Origin of the sequence: Pseudomonas sp. CVAP#3, assembly GCF_018986375.1 — a bacterium.
Taxonomy (GTDB): Bacteria; Pseudomonadota; Gammaproteobacteria; order Pseudomonadales; family Pseudomonadaceae; genus Aquipseudomonas; species Aquipseudomonas helvetica.
Window position 1 is genome coordinate 60,827 of the sequence record NZ_JAHMSC010000018.1, and the last position, 21,823, is coordinate 82,649.

Consider the following 21,823-nt stretch of genomic DNA (forward strand, 5'->3'; position numbering starts at 1 on the left):
GGTGCTTGTCGCGCAACAGACACCAGGTACGTACAGTCACCACGTGAGGTAAAACATCCACTTGGCCAACAGTACGATGACGACCATGTGGCAGAACAGGCTGCCATGGATGAAATGCAGGTATCGAGCACTCATCCGGCCACTTTTGAACAAAAACATGGCGACCAGGAAATGCAGCAATACGCTGACGGCCACCACGATCTTCAACATCAGCAATGTGCCGAATGATGAGCTCATCGGCGTTGCAAGGGCCGGCAAATAACGCAGCCAGACCATCCCCAGCCCGGCGCCGAACAATACCAGCAGAACCCATGGAATCAAGGTGCGGGCACGTCGACCGACCTCCTGCTCGACCAGCAACATGACCTTGACGGGCAGCTGTTTGCGGATACTTTCAAGGAACAGGACTTCGAAGAACACCGTGCCGATAAAAATCAGCGCGGCAAACAGATGCAACGTCACAAACAGCGGATAGAGCATGGGATTCTCGCTCTCAATACAGCTGAACACGATTCACTCACAGCGAGGGAAACGTCAATCCCATCGTTGCGCCGCCTCGCGATCACTGTTGCGAGCCTCGACCCAATGGGAACTCTCGGCCATCTGTTCTTTCTTCCAGAATGGCGCGCGGGTTTTCAGGTAATCCATCACGAACGCGCAGGCCTCGAAAGCCGCCTGACGATGACTGCTGCAGATGCCGACAAACACAATAGGCTCTCCCGGTTGCAACGCTCCGATTCGATGGATCAACACCAATCCAAGTAACGGCCAGCGCTGTCGAGCTTCGTCGGCGATCTTGCCAAGCACCTTTTCGGTCATCCCGGGGTAATGCTCAAGAAACAGGCCGGCGACTTCCCGTCCGACGTTGGAGTCACGCACATACCCTACACAGCTCACCACCGCGCCGACATCAAGGCTCAAAGCATGCAGCGTGTTGATTTCGGTACCGGGGTCGAAGCTGCCTGTCTGGACTCGAATCATCGATTCACCCTCCCGTTACGGTTGGGAAAAAACCCACTTCATCACCGTCTATCAACGGCTCATCGAGCCCACACATGTCCTGATTGCGGGAACACATGAGGTTCTGTTCGGCCAGCACCCGCCAGACACCGGAACGATGTATCAGGTGCTGACGCAACTGATCGACAGAAGTGAAATCACCTTCAATCGTTTCATCGTCACGGCCCAGCGTTTCGCGGTACCGCGAGAAATACAAAACATTCAGCTTCATTGTTCCAACGCCTGATACCAACCGCTTTTACCACCCCGTTTCTCCAACAGCCGCACCGACTCGATACTCATGCCCCGGTCCACGGCCTTGCACATGTCATACAGGGTCAAGGCTGCCACACTCGCGGCGGTCAGTGCCTCCATCTCGACACCCGTCTGTCCGGACAACTTGCACCGAGAAACAATGCGTACGCGTTGGTCACCTTCAACACTCAACTCAACGTTAACACTGCTCAAAAGCAGCGGATGACAGAGCGGAATCAACTCGCTCGTGCGTTTGGCCGCCTGAATGCCAGCGATCCTCGCTACCGCAAATACATCACCTTTAGGGTGAGCACCACTGGCAATCATTTGTCGGGTCTCGGCAAGCATATGAACCCATGCCTCAGCCACTGCTTCTCGGGACGTTACGCCTTTATCCGTAACATCGACCATTCGTGCGCGTCCCAGTGAGTCGAGGTGAGTCAGCATCAATTCAGTCATAAGCGATAAGCCTTGCGCTACCAACAGTCGGTTTCAGCGCAGAATACAGAGCGGGCCGACACATACGGTTGACGTCAATCAAGTAATCCAGACAAGGCCATTGCTACAACCTTGCGTAAATCTGGATGTCGAGCACGGCACATGCTTACAGGATCTTGGCTGCCGGCATTTCGACCAGACGCAGGTAAAGCGTCACCGATCAGGCAATCCTTCTGGTCGAGGCAGCGCAAGGGCCATCGTACAGTCTCCGACTTGTATGGATGGGTGGAGGTGAGCTGTACGGTTTCCAGTGAGGCGGGCACCAAGAAAAAGTGATCTGCCAAGCGCCGACGATGTACTAAAAAAACGTCGCTGGTAGTGGTTTCGAGTGGAACCTGTTGAAACGAAAAAAGAGGCAAAAGCCTCTTCTTTCAATGCTGACAACAAAATAACGTGCAAAAAAAAACGCCACTCATTGAGTGGCGTTTTTCTGTATTTGGAGCGGGAAACGAGACTCGAACTCGCGACCCCGACCTTGGCAAGGTCGTGCTCTACCAACTGAGCTATTCCCGCGTCTTGGTGTGGCGAATTTTATAGAATTTGGAAGTCTCGTCAACCCCTTGATTCAAAAAAGTTTTATTTTTTTTCTACATCGGTTTTCAGATGCGGCCAGGCAGCACGCAGATATTGCACCATGGACCACAACGTCAGGCCTGCGGAGACCATCAGCAAGGTATAACCCACCAGAACCCAAAAGCTGAAGTCCGACGGATTGGCCAGCAAGATCACCAGCGCCAGCATCTGCGCAGCGGTTTTCCATTTGCCCAGGTTCGAGACGGCAACATGTGCACGCGCACCCAGTTCGGCCATCCACTCCCGGAGAGCGGAAACGACGATTTCACGACCGATGATGACCGCTGCCGGCAATGTCAGCCACACGTTACCGTGCTCTTGCACCAGCAGCACCAGTGCCACTGCGACCATCAGTTTATCGGCTACCGGATCGAGAAATGCTCCGAACGGTGTGCTTTGTTCCAGGCGGCGGGCCAAATAGCCATCCAGCCAGTCGGTAGCCGCAGCGAACGCGAAGACCGAAGCGGACGCCAGGTAGCTCCATTGGTACGGCAGGTAAAACAGCAAAATGAAGATCGGGATAAGTAGAACGCGTAGAACGGTGATCAGATTAGGGATATTCATCGGCACAACTGGCTACGAGGTGAGTTGGGCATTCTACTCGCTGTGCAGGTTTGCATAAATCAACTCAGCGAGCTTTTTACTGATCCCCGGTGCTTTGGCGATCTCTTCGATGCTTGCACGAGACAGCTCCTGCAATCCACCAAAATGTTTCAACAGGTCACGCCGCCGTGTCGGCCCTACCCCGGCAACGCCTTCAAGCGTTGAAGTGCGGCGGGTTTTGCCACGTCGCGCGCGGTGACCGGTAATGGCGAATCGGTGAGCCTCATCGCGGATCTGCTGGATCAAGTGCAGCGCCGGAGAATCCCCGCGCAAGGTGAACTCATGGGCGGCGTCATTGAGATACAGCGTTTCAAACCCGGCCTTGCGCGTCGCACCCTTGGCCACGCCCAGAAGAATCAGGTCAGGCACGGCCAACTCGTTGAGCACATCACGCGCCATGGACAACTGCCCCTTGCCGCCATCCACCAGCAAGATGTCCGGCAACTTGCCCTCGCCGTCCTTCAGCTTGCTGAAGCGTCGAGTCAGCGCCTGATGCATCGCCGCGTAGTCATCGCCCGGCGTGACACCCTCGATATTGTAGCGGCGGTAGTCGGACTTCAGCGGCCCTTCCGGGCCAAATACCACGCAAGACGCCACTGTCGCTTCACCGCTCGAATGACTGATGTCATAGCATTCCAGTCGTTGCGGCGGCTCATCGAGGTCAAGCACTTGCGCCAAGGCTTCAAACCGCGCGGCAACGTGCTGACGGTTGGCCAGACGTGCCCCGAGCGCCTGCTCGGCATTGGTCACGGCCAGCTGCTGCCAGCGTGCTCGCGTACCGCGTACCCGATGGCTGATGGTCAACTCGCGACCACGCAACTCTTCAATGGCCGCGATCAAGGTCGGAAAGTCCTCGTGGACCACGTTGACGATCAACTCGCTCGGCAAGTCGCGTTCGGGACTGCTGATGAAGTACTGGCCAAGAAACGCCGCCATCACCTCGGCAACATCCTCTTCAATACCCACCTGCGGGAAAAAGTTCTTGCTGCCCAGCACCCGTCCGCCACGCACACTGATCAGATGAACACAGGCACCGCCCGGGTTGATGAACGCCGCGATGACATCGACATCTCCCGTTCCGCCTTCCATGCTCTGCTGATCCTGCACCCGGCGCAGCAGGGAAATCTGATCCCGCAGCTCGGCCGCCCGCTCGAAATCGAGGGTACTCGCCGCCTGTTCCATGCCTGCGGACAGCTCGTCCGTCAGTGCATTGCTGCGACCTTCGAGGAACATCACCGAGTGACGCACATCCTCGGCGTACACCTGCGGTTCGACCAGGCCGACGCAGGGCGCCTTGCACCGTTTGATCTGGTACTGCAAGCAGGGTCGCGTGCGGTTCTTGTAGTAGCTGTCTTCGCACTGACGAACAAAAAAGGTCTTTTGCAGCAGGCTCAGGCTTTCACGAATCGCACCGGCACTCGGGTAAGGACCGAAGTACTTGCCCTTCAGCTTTTTCGCACCACGATGGATGCTCAGGCGTGGAAAATCGCCATCCGAAAGAAACACATACGGATAGGACTTGTCGTCTCGCAGGAGGATGTTGTAAGGCGGCCGCCATTCCTTGATCAGCGTCTGCTCAAGCAGCAGCGCTTCGGTTTCGTTGGCGGTGATGGTGGTTTCAATTTGGGCGATTCGGCCAACCAATGCAGCCGTTTTGGGTGCCAGGCCGGTCTTGCGGAAATAACTCGCCAGACGTTTCTTCAGGTTCTTGGCTTTGCCCACGTACAGCAGGCGCGCATCGCTGTCGAACATGCGATACACACCAGGGCGCCCACTGACGGTCGAAAGGAAGGCGCTTGGATCAAACGGGTCAGTCATTGTCAGAGGCTGGCATCGACCATGCCGTGACGAACCGCCAACAGCGTCAACTCAACATCGCTGCTGATCGAAAGCTTCTCGAAAATGCGGTAACGGTAAGTGTTCACGGTTTTCGGCGACAGGCATAGCTTGTCGGAAATGATCTGGACCTTCTGACAGCCGACAATCATCAGGGCGATCTGGATCTCCCGCTCGGACAGTGCGTCGAAGGGCGAATCATTGCTCGGCTGGAACGACTTGATCGCCAACTGCTGGGCAATTTGCGGACTGATATAACGCTGCCCGGCAAATACCAGGCGAATCGCCTGCACCATTTCATTAAGCCCTGCGCCCTTGGTCAGATAGCCTGCGGCACCGGCCTGTAACAGTCGGGTAGGAAACGGATCTTCCTCGCACACGGTTACAGCGACGACTTTGATGTCCGGGTGGCTGCGCAACAACTTGCGCGTGGCTTCAAGACCGCCGATCCCAGGCATCTTGACGTCCATCAGCACCACATCCGGTTTCAACTCACGCGCTTTAAGCAGGGATTCCTCCCCCGACTCAGCCTGGCCGACTACTTGCAGACCATCGATGTCAGCCAACATTCGTGTAATACCTGTACGAACGAGATCATGGTCATCGACTACTAGCACCCTAATCAAGCAGACACCTCGCGATAATGGTCTTATTGGTTGCCGAACACCTTAGCAAAAAGCATCCGGTAGACCTAGCAGCAAGCGCTATATAAAAAGTTTCAATTCGTCTTGAATGGCTTGAGCTACAGGCTTTGCAGACCTTTCAGCGCAGACATTTACGCTCCATCCTCAGGAAACAGTCGTCCTGCCCGACAATCTGCAAGCCCATGCGCTGATAAAGCGCTTGCGCGGGATTGTCCTCAAACACCGTCAAACGCAACGCCGGACGTCGCTCTGCACAGGCTTTCGAAAACACCTGTTCGAGGGCCCAGGTGCCAACGCCCTGACCGCGAGAGGCCTCGACCACATGCAACTCGCGAATGTACAGGGCCTTCGAATCGCGGCTCAGGCTGGTAAAACCCAGCACCGATGCATGTTGGCAAATCAGCCAGTTTTCCCGACCTGCCCAGGCAACATCGAAAGCCTCGTCGATCCACGGCAGGTCATGCCGAATGTAATAGCCAAGCATCGTCTGGCACGTCAGTGCTCGCGCAAATGACAAATGTTCCGCCGAGGCCGGCCGCAGCTCAAGATCCATTTGCCCTCCTCATGCACTGACCACGGGCAGGATCTCCCCGCTCCATTCGCTGGAATTTCGACGGGCGATCACCAGTAAATCCCCGGTTCCCGGGGCCGCTGTGATCAGCGAACCGTCCGGCGCCCAGATTGCACTGCGCCCCGCCGACTCCCAACCGCCCGTTGCACCGCCATGATTGGCCATCAGCACCACCATCGAGTGCTCGCCGGCATAACCCTGCAGCAATGTGGTGTCCGGAGCATAGCCACCTTCGGTAATCAGCACGCCTGCGGCGTAGAGGTTCGCCCCCATGTCGGCGGCCGCAGCGGCATGACTGGCATGCGAAAAGTCAGCGCACACCGCCAACGCGATCGTATCCTCACCTATTGTCAGCAGCGAACCGCCCGCCCCCGGTGCAAACGCCACCTCCTCGCCCGAATGCAGATGCTGCTTGCTGTAGACCCCCAGCGAACCATCGGCAGCCAGTACCAGCGCGCCAATCAGTACCGGCGAATCGGCCGACAGGCGAATCGGCATTCCGACTACAGCGGTGATACCCAGCCCTTGAGCCAGATCCCGCAGTGGCTGCAAAACCGCTGCATCCGGCGCGATCGCCAATTGCGCCGCCAATCCACGCTCATACCCCGTGAGTGACAACTCGGGGAACACCAACAGTTGTACGCCCTGCTCGGCGGCGACCCGGATGAAGTGCTGGTGCCGGGCAATATTGGCGCGAAGGTCCCCGGCAATCGAGATCGATTGTGCAGCAGCGATGGTCAGTGTCGTCATCTGCGTTGTCCTTGATGAGTGTCCGCAAGCAATCACCAAGTGTGGCACAAAGCTACGCCGTGCTTAAGCCATAGAAACTGACCTGCGAGCCGATAGTATTTACTGATTGAATCTGCACACCCGCCTCTAGTAAGCTCGGCGCATTCATCGGAGACAGACCATGCCGCATACCCCTTCACAGCTTCACATCGCCAGCGCCCCGCGCTCGGTTGCGGCTGCACGGGTAAATGGCGTCTGCGCACCGGTAAACTTTTATTTTGGGTATTGGTTTAGCCACTGGCGCGCCTGATACCCACACGGCGCCCACTACTCAAGGGGTCGCCTACCAGAGAATTCTCAACCCCCGGTCGGCTTCCCGACCGGGGGTTTTGTTTTTTCAGCCCCAAACATTTTTAGTGACATCACTGACTTCAAGGAATCACGACATGAACTACGCCACTTATTACCGTTACGACAGTTTTTCCGCCTGGCGATTTACCAGCCTCCGCTCGGGACAGCCTGCCGCCTCCGATCGGTCACCCACAGGTGGCATGCACACACTCGAAGCCAACCCGGCCAATTGTCGAACACCCCAGTAGGGCCGAGCGCGCGGGACCGAACCCGCCGCCAGCCCAGGAAGCCCGAATATGAACTCGTCCATCTCTGCTCTGCCGCTGTCCACATTGAGCCCGGCCAATGAAACGCTGACCCAGCGTTTGCCCAGCTCGCTGCAACTCAAGCACCAATTGCCACTCACCCTCACGCTGACCCAACAGGTCGCTGCCCACCGTGAAGCGGTTCGCGCGATTCTCGACGGTGAAGACTCCCGTCTGCTGGTCGTCGTCGGCCCTTGTTCGATACACGATCCGCAATCCGCCCTCGAATACGCTGGCAAGCTCGCCCGGCTTGCGGCCGACGTCAGCGATGAAATGCTCGTGGTAATGCGCGCCTACATCGAAAAGCCTCGCACCACGGTGGGCTGGAAAGGCCTGGCCTACGACCCGCACCTGGATGGCAGCGACGACATGGTCGGTGGCTTGACCCTCTCCCGTGAATTGATGCGCGAAATGCTTCGCCTCGGTTTGCCGATTGCCACTGAACTGCTGCAGCCCATGGCCGCCAGCTACTTCGATGACCTGCTGAGCTGGGTCGCCATCGGTGCACGCACCACCGAATCACAGATTCACCGGGAAATGGCCAGCGGCCTGGGCATGCCAGTTGGCTTCAAGAACGGCACCGATGGCGGCGTCGGTGTAGCCACCGACGCCATGCGCTCGGCAGCGCATCCGCATCGGCACTTCGGTGTCGACAGCCAGGGGCACCCGGCAATCATTCAGACTCCGGGCAACCCGGATACGCATCTGGTACTGCGCGGCGGGCATCGCGGGCCAAACTATTATGTCCAAAGCGTCGCGCACATACAGGCTGACTTGCAGAAACTGAAGATTGCCTCGCGGATCATGGTCGATTGTAGTCATGCCAACAGCGGTAAAGACCCGCTACGCCAGCCAGCCGTGTTCAACGAAGTCCTTGAGCAACGCCTGAGCGGCAATCGCTCGCTGATTGGCATGATGCTTGAAAGCCATCTGTTCGAAGGCTGCCAACCGTTAAGCACGTCGCTGCGCTATGGCGTTTCGGTGACTGACGGCTGCCTGGGGTGGGAGGCGACCGAGCAGTTGTTGCGCAACGCCAGTCTGAAGCTGCGCGGACCTGAAGCAGGCATCTGAACAAACCCGCATACACGTACTCAGCGATCAATTGCCCGGCACTGCCGTTCCAGTTGCACCTCTGGAACGGCAGTGCCAGACAATCACTGACGAAAAGATCTCAAAATGTTCCGAGCAACGCCTCGAAAAAATCTGATCTTTCCCGCTATTTCTATTCCGCTTTCAACAGTTTCTAGCGGTTTTTTCCCACACCGCTCGCCTGCCGCCCTGCATTAGAGTGAGGACGTGAACCCCACTCGAACTTACGGAATAAAGGTACGCACATGCAACGGAATGCAATCACGCAATACCCTATCCTGCTGGTCCACGGTCTCTTCGGATTCGAAAGCATCGGCAAACTGGAACTCTTCCATGGCGTGAAACAGGCACTGAGGAACACCGGCGCTCAAGTGTTCATACCCCACCTCTCGGCCGCTCACTGCAATGAGGTCCGTGGCGAGCAACTGCTGGCACAAATCGACCTGGTGCTGGCTGGCACCGGCGCGAGCAAAGTCAATCTGATCGGCCATAGCCAAGGTGCACTGACCGCTCGTTATGCCGCAGCGATGGCCCCCCAGAACATCGCTTCGGTGACCTCGGTCAGCGGACCGAACCATGGCTCCGAGCTCGCCGACTGCTTGCGCAAAGCGCTGACCCCCGGCCACCTGCCAGAACACGTCGCAGTGGCGGTCTCGACGTTGTTTGTCGAATTCCTGTCGTTTATCAGTGGCAACCCGAATATCCCGCAGAACGCCGTCGCCGCCCTCAACGCCTTAACCACCGACGGTGTCGCTGAGTTCAACGCCAAATACCCCCAAGGCCTGCCGAAGACCTGGGGTGGCAGCGGCGAAGAAATGGTCAACGGCGTTCGTTACTACTCCTGGAGTGGCACATTGCAGGGCAACCTGCTGGATGCAGGGCTGCATGCCCTCGATCCGCTGCACGCTTTTTGTCGAGGCTTTTCCAGGTTTTTCACTCGCGAGACCGAGCAAAACGACGGGATGGTCGGCCGCTACAGCTCGCACCTGGGCACCGTCCTGCGCTCCGATTACCCAATGGACCACCTGGATGCGATCAATCAAACGGCAGGTCTGATACGCAAAAGCATCGACCCCGTCGAATTGTACTTGCTGCATGCCGAACGCTTGAAAGGCGTCGGTCTCTAGGGTTTGTTGACGTTGGGTGACGGCGGCGACGGCAAGTCGTCGCGACAGCAGACAATGGTTTGACGGAACTTTGACGAGAAATAGGTCACTGAATCCGGTAGGCTCAGCACCTTACTTGAACATTGAATGGAGATTTCTCTCATGGCCAAAGCCACTGCCCGCCACATCCTGGTTGCCACCGAAGCCAAGTGCAACGAACTGAAAGCCCAAATCGAAGCCGGTGCTGATTTCGCTGCCATCGCCAAAGCCAACTCCACTTGCCCGTCGAGCCGCGACGGTGGCAACCTCGGTTCGTTCGGTCCAGGCCAGATGGTCAAGGAATTCGACACCGTGGTCTTCAGCGCTCCGGTCAACACCGTACAAGGTCCGGTCAAGACCCAGTTCGGTTACCACCTGCTGGAAGTGACCAGCCGCCAGGACTGATTATTCCGCGATTTGCTCAAACAACGGCCCACCTTCTGGTGGGCCGTTGCGTTTGGATCGAATGATTATGGCTGGCGAGTCACGCGCTGCTAGCGTACAAATTGTGCTTATCGATCATCCGGCTCTTAAGGCTGACAATGCGACTGGCTTTCCCCTCATTGATTTTCACGGCCCTGGCCTTGCTGCTGAGCACCGCAGGCGTGAATGCTGCGCCACAACACGCCTTGACCGTGTATGGCGAACCGGCCAAGTACCCTGCCGGTTTCAGTCACTTTGCCTACACCAACCTGCAAGCCCCCAAGGGCGGCAGCATGCGCCGCTCGGCGATGGAAATCGGCCACTTCGACCACGTGTTGCCGTACATCGACAAGGGGATTGGCGTGACTCAGGTCGACGGGATGATTTACTCGCCGCTGGCCCAGCGTTCGCTGGATGAGCCCTACACCGTGTACGGGTTGGTGGCAGAGAAAATGGAGCGTGCCGACGATGGTCTATGGCTGCGTTTCTACCTCAATCCCAAGGCTCGCTTCGCCGACGGCACGCCCATCACCGCCGAAGACGTGCGCTACACCTTTGACCTGCTGATGACCCAGGGCAGCCTGCGCTATCGCACCCAATTTGCCGACGTCAAAGGCGTCGAAGTCGAGTCGCCGCGCACTATTCGCTTCGACTTCAAGAGCAACGAAAACCGCACCCTGCCCCTGGACATTGCGACCCTGCCAGTATTTCCCGAGCACTGGTGGAAAACCCGCGACTTCGCCAATGGCGGCGGTTACGAAGCCCCCCTGGGCAGCGGCCCGTACCGCGTCGGCAAGGTTGATTCGGGGCGCAGCATTACCTTCGAGCGCAACGCCGACTGGTGGGGCAAGGACTTGCCTGTCAGCCGTGGCCTGTACAACTTCGACCATTTCAGCATCGAGTACTTCGGCGACACCGACGTCGCTCGTCAAGTCTTGCGCGGCGGCGCCTATGACTACAACCGCGAGTTCTCGGCCACCGCGTATTCCATCGGTTACGAAGGTCCGGCGTTGAACGACGGCCGCCTGCAAAAAGCTCATCTGGCCAAAGAGGCACCACAACCTTCCCAGGGTTTTGTGTTCAATCTGCAAAAGCCGATGTTCCAGGACCGCCGTGTACGTCAGGCCCTGGCGATGCTCTGGGATTTCGAGTGGAGTAACCGGCAGATGATGCGCGATATGTACATTCGCCAGCAGAGTTACTTTTCCAATAGCCTGTTGGCAGCCAGGCAACTGCCCGATGCCGGCGAACTGGCGATTCTCGAACCCTTGCGCGGGCAGATTCCGGACGAGGTCTTTACCCAGGTTTTCGAAGCACCAAAGACCGACGGCAGCGGCCTGATCCGTGACAAGCAATTGCAGGCACTGGCGCTGCTCGAACAAGCCGGCTGGAAAGCCGATGGCGATCGACTGGTCAACGCCGAAGGCGAGCCACTGGCGTTTACCTTCCTGATCGGCCAGAACGGCATGGACCGTCTGCTACTGCCGTACAAGCGCAACCTGGCGCAGATCGGGATCAATCTGGACATCCGCCGGATCGACTCGTCGCAGTATGTAAACCGCTTGATGAGTCGCGATTACGACATGATCGTCACCGGCTACCCGGTGACCACCTCGCCAGGGAGCGAGCTGTACAACTACTTCGGCTCGGCCGCCGCCACCGACCCCGGCTCCAATAATTACATGGTGCTGAAAAATCCGGCCGTCGACACGCTGATTACCGGTCTGGTCAAAGCCACCACCCAGGCCGACATGCTGCGTTATGCCCACGCACTGGACCGGGTGCTGCAATGGAACTACTACTGGATTCCCAACTATTACCCGCCAGGTTCCTCGACCGTGTGGTGGAACCGTTTCGGCATTCCGGCGATACAAGCGAGCAATGACGAAGCCATCGAGAGCTGGTGGGAAATGAGCCCAACGCCGCTGACCAACGAACAGATGGCCGCCGAACGCATCAGCCGTGGCAAACCCGGAGGGCCGCATTGATGCTGGCTTATATAGTTCGACGTTTGCTGCTGATCATTCCGACGCTGGTGATCATTCTGCTGGTCAACTTCGTGATCGTGCAGGCCGCGCCGGGTGGCCCGGTCGAGCAGGCCATCGCTCACCTGCAAGGCATCGGCGGCCCAGCCATCGGGGCTTCCGGTGACGCCGTCAGCCACGGCTCGCGGGCCAGTCGGGGTCTTGATCCACAATTGATCAAGGACATCGAAAAACAGTACGGCTTCGACAAACCGGCACCGGAACGCCTGTGGCTGATGATCACCAGCTATGCCCGACTGGACTTCGGCAAGAGCTTCTTTCGCGGCGCCACGGTCACTGACCTGATCCTCGAAAAAATGCCGGTGACCATCTCCCTCGGGCTCTGGGCGACACTGATCACTTACCTGGTGTCGATCCCGCTGGGGATTCGCAAAGCCGTGCATCACGGTAGCCATTTCGATATCTGGAGCAGCACTGCGATCATCATCGGTTATGCGATGCCGGCGTTTCTGTTTGCGATGTTTCTGATCGTGGTGTTTGCCGGTGGTACGTCGTTGAACTGGTTTCCGGTACGAGGACTGGTCTCGGAGAATTTCGAACAGTTGTCGACACTGGGCAAAGTCACCGATTATTTCTGGCACCTGGTGCTGCCGGTGACGGCGCTGGTGGTTGGCGGTTTCGCTACCTTGACCATCCTGACCAAGAACTCCTTCCTCAACGAGATCACCCGCCAATACGTGGTCACCGCCCGCGCCAAAGGCTTGAGCGAGCGCCGAGTACTGTATGGCCACGTGTTTCGCAATGCGATGCTGCTGGTGGTTTCGGGCATTCCGCAGGCGTTTATCAGCGTATTTTTCGCCGGATCCCTGTTGATCGAGGTGATCTTTTCCCTCGATGGCCTGGGGCGGATGAGTTACGAAGCGGCGGTATCCCGGGACTACCCGGTAGTGTTCGGTTCGCTGTTCATCTTCACCCTGTTCGGTCTTTTGATAAAACTCATCGGTGACCTTTGCTACACCCTGGTCGACCCGCGTATCGACTTCGCCGCGAGGAACGCCTGATGCTCAATCTCTCGCCCCTGTCCCGTCGACGCCTGGAACGCTTCAAAAAAAACCGCCGTGGCTGGTGGTCGCTGTGGCTGTTCATCGGCCTGTTCGTCCTGACCCTCGGCGGCGAGCTGATCGCCAACGATAAACCGCTGGTGCTCAGCTATCAGGGCTCGTTGTACTTCCCGGCGTTCAAGCGCTACACCGAACTGGAATTCGGCGGCCAACTGCCGTTCCAGGCCGATTACCGCAGTGACTACGTGCAGAAGCTGATCCACAAGGACGGCGGCTGGATGTTGTTCCCGCCGATCCCGTTCAGCGACGACACGCCAAACTACGACCTCAATCAGCCCGCGCCGAGCCCGCCGTCAAAGGTCAACTGGCTGGGCACCGATGATCAGGCGCGCGATGTGTTGGCGCGGGTGATCTTCGGCGCCCGCGTATCGATTTTGTTTGCGCTGGCGCTGACCTTCATCAGCGCACTGATCGGCATCGCCGCCGGCGCCTTGCAGGGTTACTACGGTGGCTGGGTCGACTTGTTTGGTCAGCGCTTGCTGGAGGTCTGGTCAGGACTGCCAGTGCTTTACCTGCTTATCATCCTGTCGGGGTTCGTTGAGCCGAATTTCTGGTGGCTGCTGGGGATCATGGCGCTGTTTTCCTGGCTGGCACTGGTGGACGTGGTGCGCGCCGAGTTCCTTCGCGGGCGCAATCTGGAGTACGTCAAAGCGGCACGTGCATTGGGCCTGACCGACCGTAAAGTGATCGTGCGGCACATTCTGCCAAACGCGATGAACGCAACCTTGAGTTACCTGCCGTTCATTCTCACCGGGGCGATCTCGACCCTCACTGCCCTCGACTTCCTCGGCTTCGGCATGCCCGCCGGCAGCGCTTCGCTGGGTGAGCTGATCGGTCAGGGCAAACAGAATCTGCAAGCGCCGTGGCTCGGGTTGACGGCGTTTTTCACCCTGGCGCTGATTCTTTCTCTACTGGTGTTTATCGGTGAAGCATTGCGTGATGCATTTGATCCGCGCTCTTGAGCCTCGATCTTGAAGTGGACAGTTGAAATGAGTGACAACCTGATCGAAATCCGTGACCTCAACGTGGCCTTCAGTGGCCAGGCCGCGGTGCGCAACCTGTGCCTGGACATCCGCCCCGGCGAGTGCCTGGCGCTGGTCGGCGAGTCCGGCTCGGGCAAATCGGTGACTGCTCATTCGATCCTGCAACTGTTACCTGAAGGTGGCAGCGAAACCCGGGGCAGCATTCGCTATCGTGGCCAGGAACTGATCGGCGCGGACGTCGCGACCCTGCGAACATTACGCGGCAATCGCATCGCGATGATTTTCCAGGAGCCGATGACCTCCCTCAATCCGTTGCACAGCGTCGAAAAGCAGATTGGCGAAACCCTGCTGGTGCACAAGGGACTCGGTGGCAAGGCAGCGCAAAAGCGCACCCTTGAGCTGCTCGAACTGGTGGGTATCCAGAAACCCGCAGAGCGCCTGAAAGCCTATCCGCACCAGCTCTCCGGTGGCCAGCGGCAACGGGTGATGATCGCCATGGCGCTGGCCTGCGAACCCGAGTTGCTGATCGCCGATGAGCCAACCACCGCGCTCGATGTGACGGTGCAGCGCAAGATCCTGCTGCTGCTCAAATCACTGCAACAACGCCTGGGCATGTCGCTGCTGTTGATCAGCCACGACCTCAATCTGGTGCGCAGCATCGCCCAGCGTGTCTGCGTTATGCACGCTGGGGAAATCGTCGAGCAAGCCGAGTGCGAGCGCCTCTTCGACCACCCGCAACATCCCTACAGTCGCCTGCTGTTGAACGCCGAACCGGAAGGCGAACCCCTGCCTCGTGACGAGCGTGAAGTAGTGCTGGAAGTCAACGACCTCAATGTGCGCTTTCCGCTGGGCGGCGGATTGTTCCAGCGCAAAACCTGGCTGCATGCAGTCGACGGCATCAGCCTGAGTATTCAACGTGGCAAGACGCTGGGCATCGTTGGCGAATCCGGTTCCGGCAAGTCCACCCTCGGCCAGGCGATCCTGCGCCTGCTCGACTCCGACGGCAGCATCCGCTTTCAGGGCGAGGCGCTCGACAGCCTGAACCAGAAGCAGCTGCGGCCCTGGCGCAAGCAGATGCAGGTAGTGTTCCAGGACCCGTTCGGCAGCCTCAGCCCGCGAATGTCAGTCGCACAGATCATCAGCGAAGGGCTGGAAGTCCACAGCCAATCGAGTGCTGCCGAATGCGAGACCCAGGTCATTCAGGTGCTGAAAGAGGTTGGCCTTGACCCGCAAAGCCGCCACCGCTACCCGCACGAATTCTCCGGTGGCCAACGCCAACGGATTGCCATCGCCCGCGCTCTGGTACTCAAGCCCGCGCTGATCCTGCTCGACGAACCGACCTCGGCACTTGATCGCACGGTGCAAAAACAGGTGGTCGCCCTGCTCCGCCAGCTTCAGGAAAAATACGGCCTGACCTACCTGTTCATCAGCCATGACCTGGCAGTGGTTCGCGCCCTGGCCCATGACATGATCGTGATCAAGGACGGTAAAGTCGTGGAACGCGGCGCCAGCCATGACGTGTTCGCCGCACCGCAGCACCCCTATACCAAAGAGCTGTTGGCCGCAGCGCATCCGGGCTGGGTATGATCCCTTCGGACCGCGTCGCGAGGGGCCAGCACAGGCAATACACATTCTGGAATGTGAAACCATGAACACCACCGAAAGCCTCAAGGACTACCAACGTGTGCGCATGCTGGCGATCCGCTCGTTGTTCGAGATCATCGAGCAGTCCAGCGAAGGCACGGTGATCGTCGACCGCGATGCGAACATCGTCTGGATGAACGAACGTTATGCCAAGCGCTTCGGTCTGGCGTCAGCTGAAGTGGCAATCGGCAGGCCTTGTGAAAGCGTGATCCCCGGCAGCCTGTTGCGCGAGGTGGTGCGTACCGGTCGACCGATCCTGCTGGACATGCAGGACACTTCCAAAGAGCCTCTGGTGGTGATGCGCCTGCCGATTCACGATGACACCGGCGCGGTGATCGGTGCCATCGGCTTCGCACTGTTCGATGAACTGCGCAGCCTGTCGCCGATGCTCAAGCGTTACCTGAGCATGCAGGAAGAGCTTGCGTCCACGCGTTCGCTGCTGCGGGCCCGGCAAGCCAAGTACACCTTCGCCCACTTCATCGGCACAAGCGCCGCCAGCCTGGAGGTCAAACGCCGCGCCCGACGTAGCGCCAGCACCGAATCCCCGGTCTTGTTGCTGGGTGAAACCGGCACCGGCAAAGAACTGCTGGCCCAGGCGATTCATGGGGCCTCGCCTCGGGCGCATAAAGCCTTCGTCAGCATCAACAGCGCGGCGATCCCCGAAGCGTTGCTCGAAGCCGAGTTTTTCGGCACCGCGCCTGGCGCCTTCACCGGTGCAGATCGCAAGGGCCGCTCCGGCAAGCTGCAGATCGCTCAGGGCGGGACGTTGTTTCTCGACGAAATCGGCGACATGCCGCTGCCGTTGCAAAGCAAACTGCTTCGGGTATTGCAGGAAAAAGAATTCGAACCGGTCGGCTCTAACGAAGTGATCCAAAGCGATGTACGGGTGATCGCCGCGACCTCCACCGACCTCGAAGCGGCGATCAAACGCGGCGAGTTTCGTGCCGACCTGTATTACCGCCTCAACGTATTGCCCATCCAGGTGCCGCCGCTGCGCGAACGCCTCGACGATCTGCCGGCCCTGAGCGAAGCAATCCTGGAAGAACTGCGCAGTCAGCATGAACTCGACAGCCAGGCGCTGGAATTGCTCAGCCAACACGCCTGGCCGGGAAATATTCGCGAACTGCGCAACGTGCTGGAGCGGGCCGCTTTGCTCAGCGATGACCTGATCCTCAATGCTGCGGAAATTCGCGCGGCGATTGGCAGTTTTGTGCCGGTACAGCGCTCCGCGCCACTGGCCATTGAAACGCATGCCAATGAGACCTTCAGTGCTGCACGCGAACGCTTCGACCGGCAGTTGATTGAAAACACGCTTGCGCACTGTGGTGGCAAGGTGATCGAGGCGGCGGCACGGCTGGGGCTTGGGCGGTCGACGCTGTACAAGAAGATGGTAGCGTTGGGGATTGCCGAGTCTCTATAAAGAGACATTGCTCTCTGTTTATAGACATGACTTGGAACCGCATTACGGCCATCGCGAGCAAGCTCGCTCCCACACTGAATTGCATTAGACCCGCACATTTGCGGGGCAACCCCGAACAAATGTGGGAGCGAGCCTGCTCGCGATAAGGCGATCCAAGTCACCACAAGTCTCTAATCTGAGAAAAATTATTTCCCCATCAGCGAAATAAAAAGAAATATCCATATATTTCAACAAGTTGCTTGAATGGCATGAAACTCGCTAACGCCCTCTCCTACAAAAGATCCACCCCACAAAAATAACAATCCAGGAGACACACCATGAGTGTGATCATTGCCTTGGCAGCCCTCGCGCTGCTGATGCTGGCTGCTTATCGTGGCTACAGCGTCATTCTCTTCGCTCCGATTGCCGCTCTTGGCGCGGTCCTGCTCACTGACCCTTCTGCCGTTGCACCCGCCTTTACCGGCGTGTTCATGGAGAAGATGGTCGGTTTCATCAAACTGTATTTCCCGGTGTTCCTGCTCGGCGCGGTGTTTGGCAAGCTGATTGAGCTGTCGGGCTTTTCGCGCTCGATCGTCGCTGCCGCGATTCGCCTGCTCGGCACTCGTCAGGCGATGCTGGTGATCGTGCTGGTCTGCGCCCTGCTCACCTACGGTGGCGTGTCGTTGTTCGTCGTGGTGTTCGCGGTATATCCGTTTGCGGCGGAGATGTTCCGTCAGAGCAATATCCCGAAACGGCTGATCCCGGCGACCATCGCCCTCGGCGCGTTTTCCTTCACCATGGACGCCCTGCCCGGCACGCCGCAAATTCAGAACATCATCCCCAGCACCTTCTTCAATACCACGGCCTGGGCCGCGCCCTGGCTGGGGTTGATCGGCGCGATTTTCGTGTTCTGCGCCGGCATGCTGTTCCTCCAGCGCCAGCGCAACAAAGCCCAGCTCAGCGGTGAAGGCTATGGCTCGGTACTGCGCAACGAGCCGGAAACTGCCGCAGACGTGAAACTGCCTAACCCGTGGATCGCGCTCTCGCCGTTGCTGCTGGTGGGCATCATGAACCTGCTGTTCACCCACTGGATTCCGCTGTGGTACGGCAAGACCCACAGCCTCAGCCTGCCGGGCATGGCTGCGCCGGTGACCACCGAAATCGCCAAACTCACCGCGATCTGGGCAGTCCAGGCAGCGTTGCTGGTCGGCATCATCATGGTGCTGGTATTCGGCTTCCAGGCAATCCGCGGCAAGCTCGCCGAGGGCAGCAGAAGCGCGGTCAGCGGCGCCTTGCTGGCGGCCATGAACACCGCGTCGGAATACGGTTTTGGCGCGGTCATCGCCTCCTTGCCGGGCTTCCTGGTGCTGGCCGACTGGCTGAAAAGCATCCCTAATCCGCTGGTCAATGAAGCGATCACCGTGACCCTGCTGGCCGGCATCACCGGCTCGGCCTCGGGCGGCATGAGTATCGCCCTGGCGGCGATGGCCAATGACTTCATCGCGGCAGCCCATGCGGCGAACATTCCGCTGGAAGTGCTGCACCGGGTCGCCGCCATGGCCAGTGGCGGCATGGACACCCTGCCGCACAACGGCGCGGTCATTACCTTGCTCGCGGTGACGGGCCTGACCCACCGCGAAGCCTATAAAGACATTTTCTGTATTACGCTGATCAAGACCCTGGCGGTCTTCGTAGTCATCGGTACTTTCTACGCCACCGGCATTGTGTGAGGCATTCATGACAACTCTTTCGGGCAAAACCGCACTGGTCACCGGCTCCACCAGCGGCATCGGTCTGGGCATCGCGCTGAGCCTGGCCAAGGCCGGCGCCAACCTGATCCTCAATGGTTTCGGCGATGCCTCCACGGTCATCGCGCAGGTGCAACAGTTCGGCGGCAAGGTCGGCCATCACCCAGCCGATGTCAGCGACCCCGCGCAAATTGCCGAGATGATCGCCTACGCCGAGCGTGAGTTCGGCGGCGTCGATATTCTGGTGAACAACGCTGGCATCCAGCACGTGTCTGCGGTGGAAGACTTCCCTGTGGAGCGCTGGGATTCGATCATTGCGATCAATCTGTCGTCGGTCTTTCACAGCACCCGTCTCAGCCTGCCAGGCATGCGCGCCAAGGGTTGGGGACGGATCGTCAACATCGCCTCGGTACACGGCCAGGTCGGCTCGGTGGGCAAGGCCGCCTACGTCGCTGCCAAGCACGGGGTCATCGGCCTGACCAAAGTGGTCGGCCTGGAAACCGCCACCAGCAACGTCACTTGCAACGCCATCTGCCCAGGCTGGGTGCTGACCCCACTAGTGCAAAAGCAGATCGACGACCGTGCCGCAGCAGGGATTGACCCACAGCAGGCGCAACATGATTTGCTGGCCGAAAAGCAACCATCGCTGGAATTCGTCACCCCGTCACAACTGGGCGAACTGGTGCTGTTCCTGTGCAGTGACGCCGGCAGCCAGGTGCGCGGCGCCGCGTGGAATATTGATGGTGGGTGGCTGGCGCAGTAGCCTCTACTCAAACTCTGTGGCGAGGGGGCTTGCCCCCGTCGGCCGGTCCGCGTTCGGGCGCAGCAGTCGCAAGTCCGGCTAATGCGTTGTCCGAGAGTACGCATGCCATTATTGGGGCCGCTTCGCAGCCCAACGCGGGCAAGCCCGCTCGCCACAACAGCGTGTGTGCAGTCATAAAAAAAGAGGCCAATCATGTCAGAAGTTCTTTGGCAACCCAGCGCCGAACGCATCGGCAAGACCCGCATGGATGCCTTCCGCCGCTTCAGCAATCAGCGGTACAACCTGGCACTCGCGGACTACCCCGCTCTGCACCAATGGAGCATCGATCGACGCGAAGATTTCTGGCAGGCCATCGTCGACTTTTTCGAGATCAGGTTTCACCAGCCAGCGAGCACGGTGCTGCGTGAAGGCCCGCAAATGCCCAGCGCCGAGTGGTTCCCCGGCGCCACGTTGAACTTTGCCGAACACCTGCTGCGTCGTCGCGATGACGCAACTGCCGTGATTGCCATCGCCGAGAATGGCCAGCGCGAAACCTTGAGTTACTTTGAACTGGCTGAGCACGTCGCCGGCCTGCAAAAAAGCCTGAGAGCCGCTGGCGTCGGCCTGGGTGATCGAGTCGCGGCATGCATGCCGAACACCTGGCAGACCCTGGTGGGCATGCTCGCGACCACCAGTCTGGGAGCGATCTGGTCCTGCTCGTCACCGGATTTCGGCACGACCGGCGTGGTCGACCGCTTCGGCCAGATCGAACCGAAAGTGCTGATCACCTGCGCCGGTTATCGCTACGCCGGGAAAGAGATCGACCAGACCACCAAGGTCAACGAAATCCTCGAACGCCTGCCATCACTGCAGCAACTGATCATCGTCCCATACGTCCGGCCGCAAGCCCGTATTGAAGACTATAAAACCCAAGCCAACGTTGCGTTGTGGGACAGTTTTTATCGTCCGGGCGGCGAGCCCGGGTTCGTCGCGGTGCCCTTCGCGCATCCGCTGTACATTCTCTACTCCAGCGGCACCACTGGCGTGCCAAAATGCATCATTCACAGCGTCGGTGGCGTGCTGCTGCAACACGTCAAGGAACACGGTTTGCACGTCGACCTCGGGTCTGACGACCGACTTTTCTACTACACCACCTGTGGCTGGATGATGTGGAACTGGCTGGTTTCGGCATTGGCGGTCGGCAGCAGCGTGGTGCTGTATGACGGCTCGCCTTTCCACCCCGGCCCGCAACGCTTGATCGACCTGGTCGACAGCGAAGCCATCAGCGTCTTCGGCACCAGCCCAAAATACCTCGCGACCCTTGAAAGCAATGAGATCCAGCCGCGCCTCAGCCATGACCTGAGCAGCCTGAAAGCCCTGCTCTCGACCGGTTCGGCACTGTCGCCGCAAAGCTACGAGTACGTTTATCGCGAGATCAAAAGCGATCTGTGCCTGTCGTCGATGTCCGGCGGTACCGACATCATTTCCTGCTTTCTTGCCGGCAATCCGGTCCTGCCGGTCCGCCGTGGCGAGATGCAGTGCAAAGGCCTGGGCATGGCGGTTGAAGTCTGGAATGAGGCCGGTCAACCGGTGATCGGTGAAAAAGGCGAACTGGTCTGCACCCGGCACTTCCCGGCGATGCCGATCGGTCTATGGAGCGACCCGCAGCAGGAAAAACTCCGCGCATCGTATTTCAGCCAGTTTCCGGGCGTCTGGGCTCAGGGCGACTACGCCGAACAACGGCCCAATGGCAGCTGGCTGATCCACGGGCGCTCCGACGCAGTACTCAACCCCGGCGGCGTACGCATCGGCACCGCGGAGATCTACCGTCAGGTGGAAAAAGTCCATCAGGTACTGGACTCGGTCGCCATCGGCCAGCAATGGCAGGATGACGTGCGCGTGGTGTTGTTCGTGCGCCTGCGTGAAGGCGTAACGCTGGACGAAAAACTTGAGCAGGAGATTCGCCAGGTCATTCGCGCCAATACCACGCCTCGGCATGTGCCGGCGAAGATCGTGGCGGTGACGGATATACCGCGAACCATCAGCGGCAAGGTGGTCGAGTTGGCCGTCAGAAATGTCGTGCACGGCCAGCCGGTGAAAAATACCGATGCGCTGGCCAACCCAGAAGCGCTGGAGCAATTTCGGGATCGACCGGAATTGCAGAGCTAACGCCTACGCAG

General features: G+C 58.9%; 20 protein-coding genes and 1 tRNA gene. 11 read left to right on the top strand and 10 right to left on the bottom strand.

What is annotated here, in order from left to right:
• Positions 1–36: 36 nt before the first annotated feature.
• The 10 genes from KRR23_RS23875 to KRR23_RS23920 all read right to left on the bottom strand — a co-directional run bounded on the left by KRR23_RS23875 (position 37) and on the right by KRR23_RS23920 (position 6,729).
• Positions 37–480 carry a CopD family copper resistance protein gene (locus tag KRR23_RS23875; RefSeq protein WP_216744509.1) on the bottom strand — a complete coding sequence of 148 codons (444 nt, stop codon included), beginning with the start codon at positions 478–480 and terminating at the stop codon, positions 37–39.
• A gap of 54 nt (positions 481–534) precedes the next feature.
• Positions 535–981, bottom strand: coding sequence for a molybdopterin synthase catalytic subunit MoaE (gene moaE / locus KRR23_RS23880; protein WP_216744510.1), 447 nt, complete (start codon positions 979–981; stop codon positions 535–537).
• A gap of 4 nt (positions 982–985) precedes the next feature.
• Entirely contained in the window at positions 986–1,231 is a 246-nt protein-coding gene (locus KRR23_RS23885) for a MoaD/ThiS family protein (RefSeq protein ID WP_054596835.1), read from the bottom strand.
• Positions 1,228–1,701: a cyclic pyranopterin monophosphate synthase MoaC gene (moaC, locus tag KRR23_RS23890; RefSeq protein WP_216744551.1), complete on the bottom strand. Its 474-nt coding sequence runs from the start codon at positions 1,699–1,701 to the stop codon at positions 1,228–1,230. The genes KRR23_RS23885 and moaC overlap by 4 nt, the downstream gene beginning before the upstream one ends.
• Positions 1,702–2,189: 488 nt before the next feature.
• Positions 2,190–2,265, bottom strand: a tRNA-Gly gene (locus tag KRR23_RS23895).
• Between the two features lie 63 nt (positions 2,266–2,328).
• The gene (gene pgsA, locus KRR23_RS23900; protein WP_123583870.1) at positions 2,329–2,889 is read right to left on the bottom strand and encodes a CDP-diacylglycerol--glycerol-3-phosphate 3-phosphatidyltransferase; all 561 of its coding nucleotides are present in this window, start codon (positions 2,887–2,889) and stop codon (positions 2,329–2,331) included.
• 33 nt (positions 2,890–2,922) lie between these two features.
• Positions 2,923–4,746, bottom strand: coding sequence for an excinuclease ABC subunit UvrC (uvrC, locus tag KRR23_RS23905; protein WP_054596825.1), 1,824 nt, complete (start codon positions 4,744–4,746; stop codon positions 2,923–2,925).
• A gap of 2 nt (positions 4,747–4,748) precedes the next feature.
• Positions 4,749–5,390, bottom strand: a complete 642-nt coding sequence (gene uvrY, locus KRR23_RS23910; RefSeq protein WP_071555134.1) for a UvrY/SirA/GacA family response regulator transcription factor — start codon at positions 5,388–5,390, stop codon at positions 4,749–4,751.
• Positions 5,391–5,526: 136 nt separating this feature from the next.
• On the bottom strand, positions 5,527–5,961 hold the full coding sequence (locus KRR23_RS23915; protein ID WP_216744511.1) for an N-acetyltransferase: 435 nt from the start codon (positions 5,959–5,961) through the stop codon (positions 5,527–5,529).
• A 9-nt stretch (positions 5,962–5,970) separates the two neighbouring features.
• Entirely contained in the window at positions 5,971–6,729 is a 759-nt protein-coding gene (locus tag KRR23_RS23920) for a carbon-nitrogen hydrolase family protein (protein ID WP_216744512.1), read from the bottom strand.
• Between the two features lie 626 nt (positions 6,730–7,355).
• Between KRR23_RS23920 and KRR23_RS23925 the strand changes: the two genes are divergently transcribed.
• The 11 genes from KRR23_RS23925 to KRR23_RS23975 all read left to right on the top strand — a co-directional run bounded on the left by KRR23_RS23925 (position 7,356) and on the right by KRR23_RS23975 (position 21,812).
• Positions 7,356–8,435 (top strand): 3-deoxy-7-phosphoheptulonate synthase, encoded by a 1,080-nt coding sequence (locus tag KRR23_RS23925; RefSeq protein WP_216744513.1) that lies wholly within the window; start codon positions 7,356–7,358, stop codon positions 8,433–8,435.
• Positions 8,436–8,698: 263 nt separating this feature from the next.
• Entirely contained in the window at positions 8,699–9,580 is an 882-nt protein-coding gene (locus tag KRR23_RS23930; RefSeq protein ID WP_216744514.1) for a triacylglycerol lipase, read from the top strand.
• A 141-nt stretch (positions 9,581–9,721) separates the two neighbouring features.
• Entirely contained in the window at positions 9,722–10,003 is a 282-nt protein-coding gene (locus KRR23_RS23935; RefSeq protein ID WP_019690941.1) for a peptidylprolyl isomerase, read from the top strand.
• Positions 10,004–10,140: 137 nt separating this feature from the next.
• Positions 10,141–12,009: an extracellular solute-binding protein gene (locus KRR23_RS23940; protein ID WP_216744515.1), complete on the top strand. Its 1,869-nt coding sequence runs from the start codon at positions 10,141–10,143 to the stop codon at positions 12,007–12,009.
• A complete protein-coding gene (locus KRR23_RS23945; RefSeq protein WP_216744516.1) occupies positions 12,009–13,067 on the top strand; it encodes a microcin C ABC transporter permease YejB in 1,059 nt (352 codons plus the stop codon). Before KRR23_RS23940 ends, KRR23_RS23945 begins: the two co-directional genes overlap by 1 nt.
• Complete coding sequence (locus KRR23_RS23950) at positions 13,067–14,089, top strand: ABC transporter permease (protein ID WP_216744517.1); 1,023 nt, start codon at positions 13,067–13,069, stop codon at positions 14,087–14,089. The genes KRR23_RS23945 and KRR23_RS23950 overlap by 1 nt, the downstream gene beginning before the upstream one ends.
• A 27-nt stretch (positions 14,090–14,116) precedes the next feature.
• Complete coding sequence (locus KRR23_RS23955) at positions 14,117–15,697, top strand: ABC transporter ATP-binding protein (protein WP_216744518.1); 1,581 nt, start codon at positions 14,117–14,119, stop codon at positions 15,695–15,697.
• Positions 15,698–15,758: 61 nt separating this feature from the next.
• Complete coding sequence (locus KRR23_RS23960; RefSeq protein WP_216744519.1) at positions 15,759–17,174, top strand: sigma-54-dependent Fis family transcriptional regulator; 1,416 nt, start codon at positions 15,759–15,761, stop codon at positions 17,172–17,174.
• Between the two features lie 317 nt (positions 17,175–17,491).
• Entirely contained in the window at positions 17,492–18,883 is a 1,392-nt protein-coding gene (locus KRR23_RS23965) for a GntP family permease (protein ID WP_216744520.1), read from the top strand.
• Between the two features lie 7 nt (positions 18,884–18,890).
• Positions 18,891–19,664 (top strand): 3-hydroxybutyrate dehydrogenase, encoded by a 774-nt coding sequence (locus tag KRR23_RS23970; protein WP_216744521.1) that lies wholly within the window; start codon positions 18,891–18,893, stop codon positions 19,662–19,664.
• Between the two features lie 192 nt (positions 19,665–19,856).
• Complete coding sequence (locus KRR23_RS23975; protein WP_216744522.1) at positions 19,857–21,812, top strand: acetoacetate--CoA ligase; 1,956 nt, start codon at positions 19,857–19,859, stop codon at positions 21,810–21,812.
• The last annotated feature ends 11 nt before the right edge of the window (positions 21,813–21,823 follow it).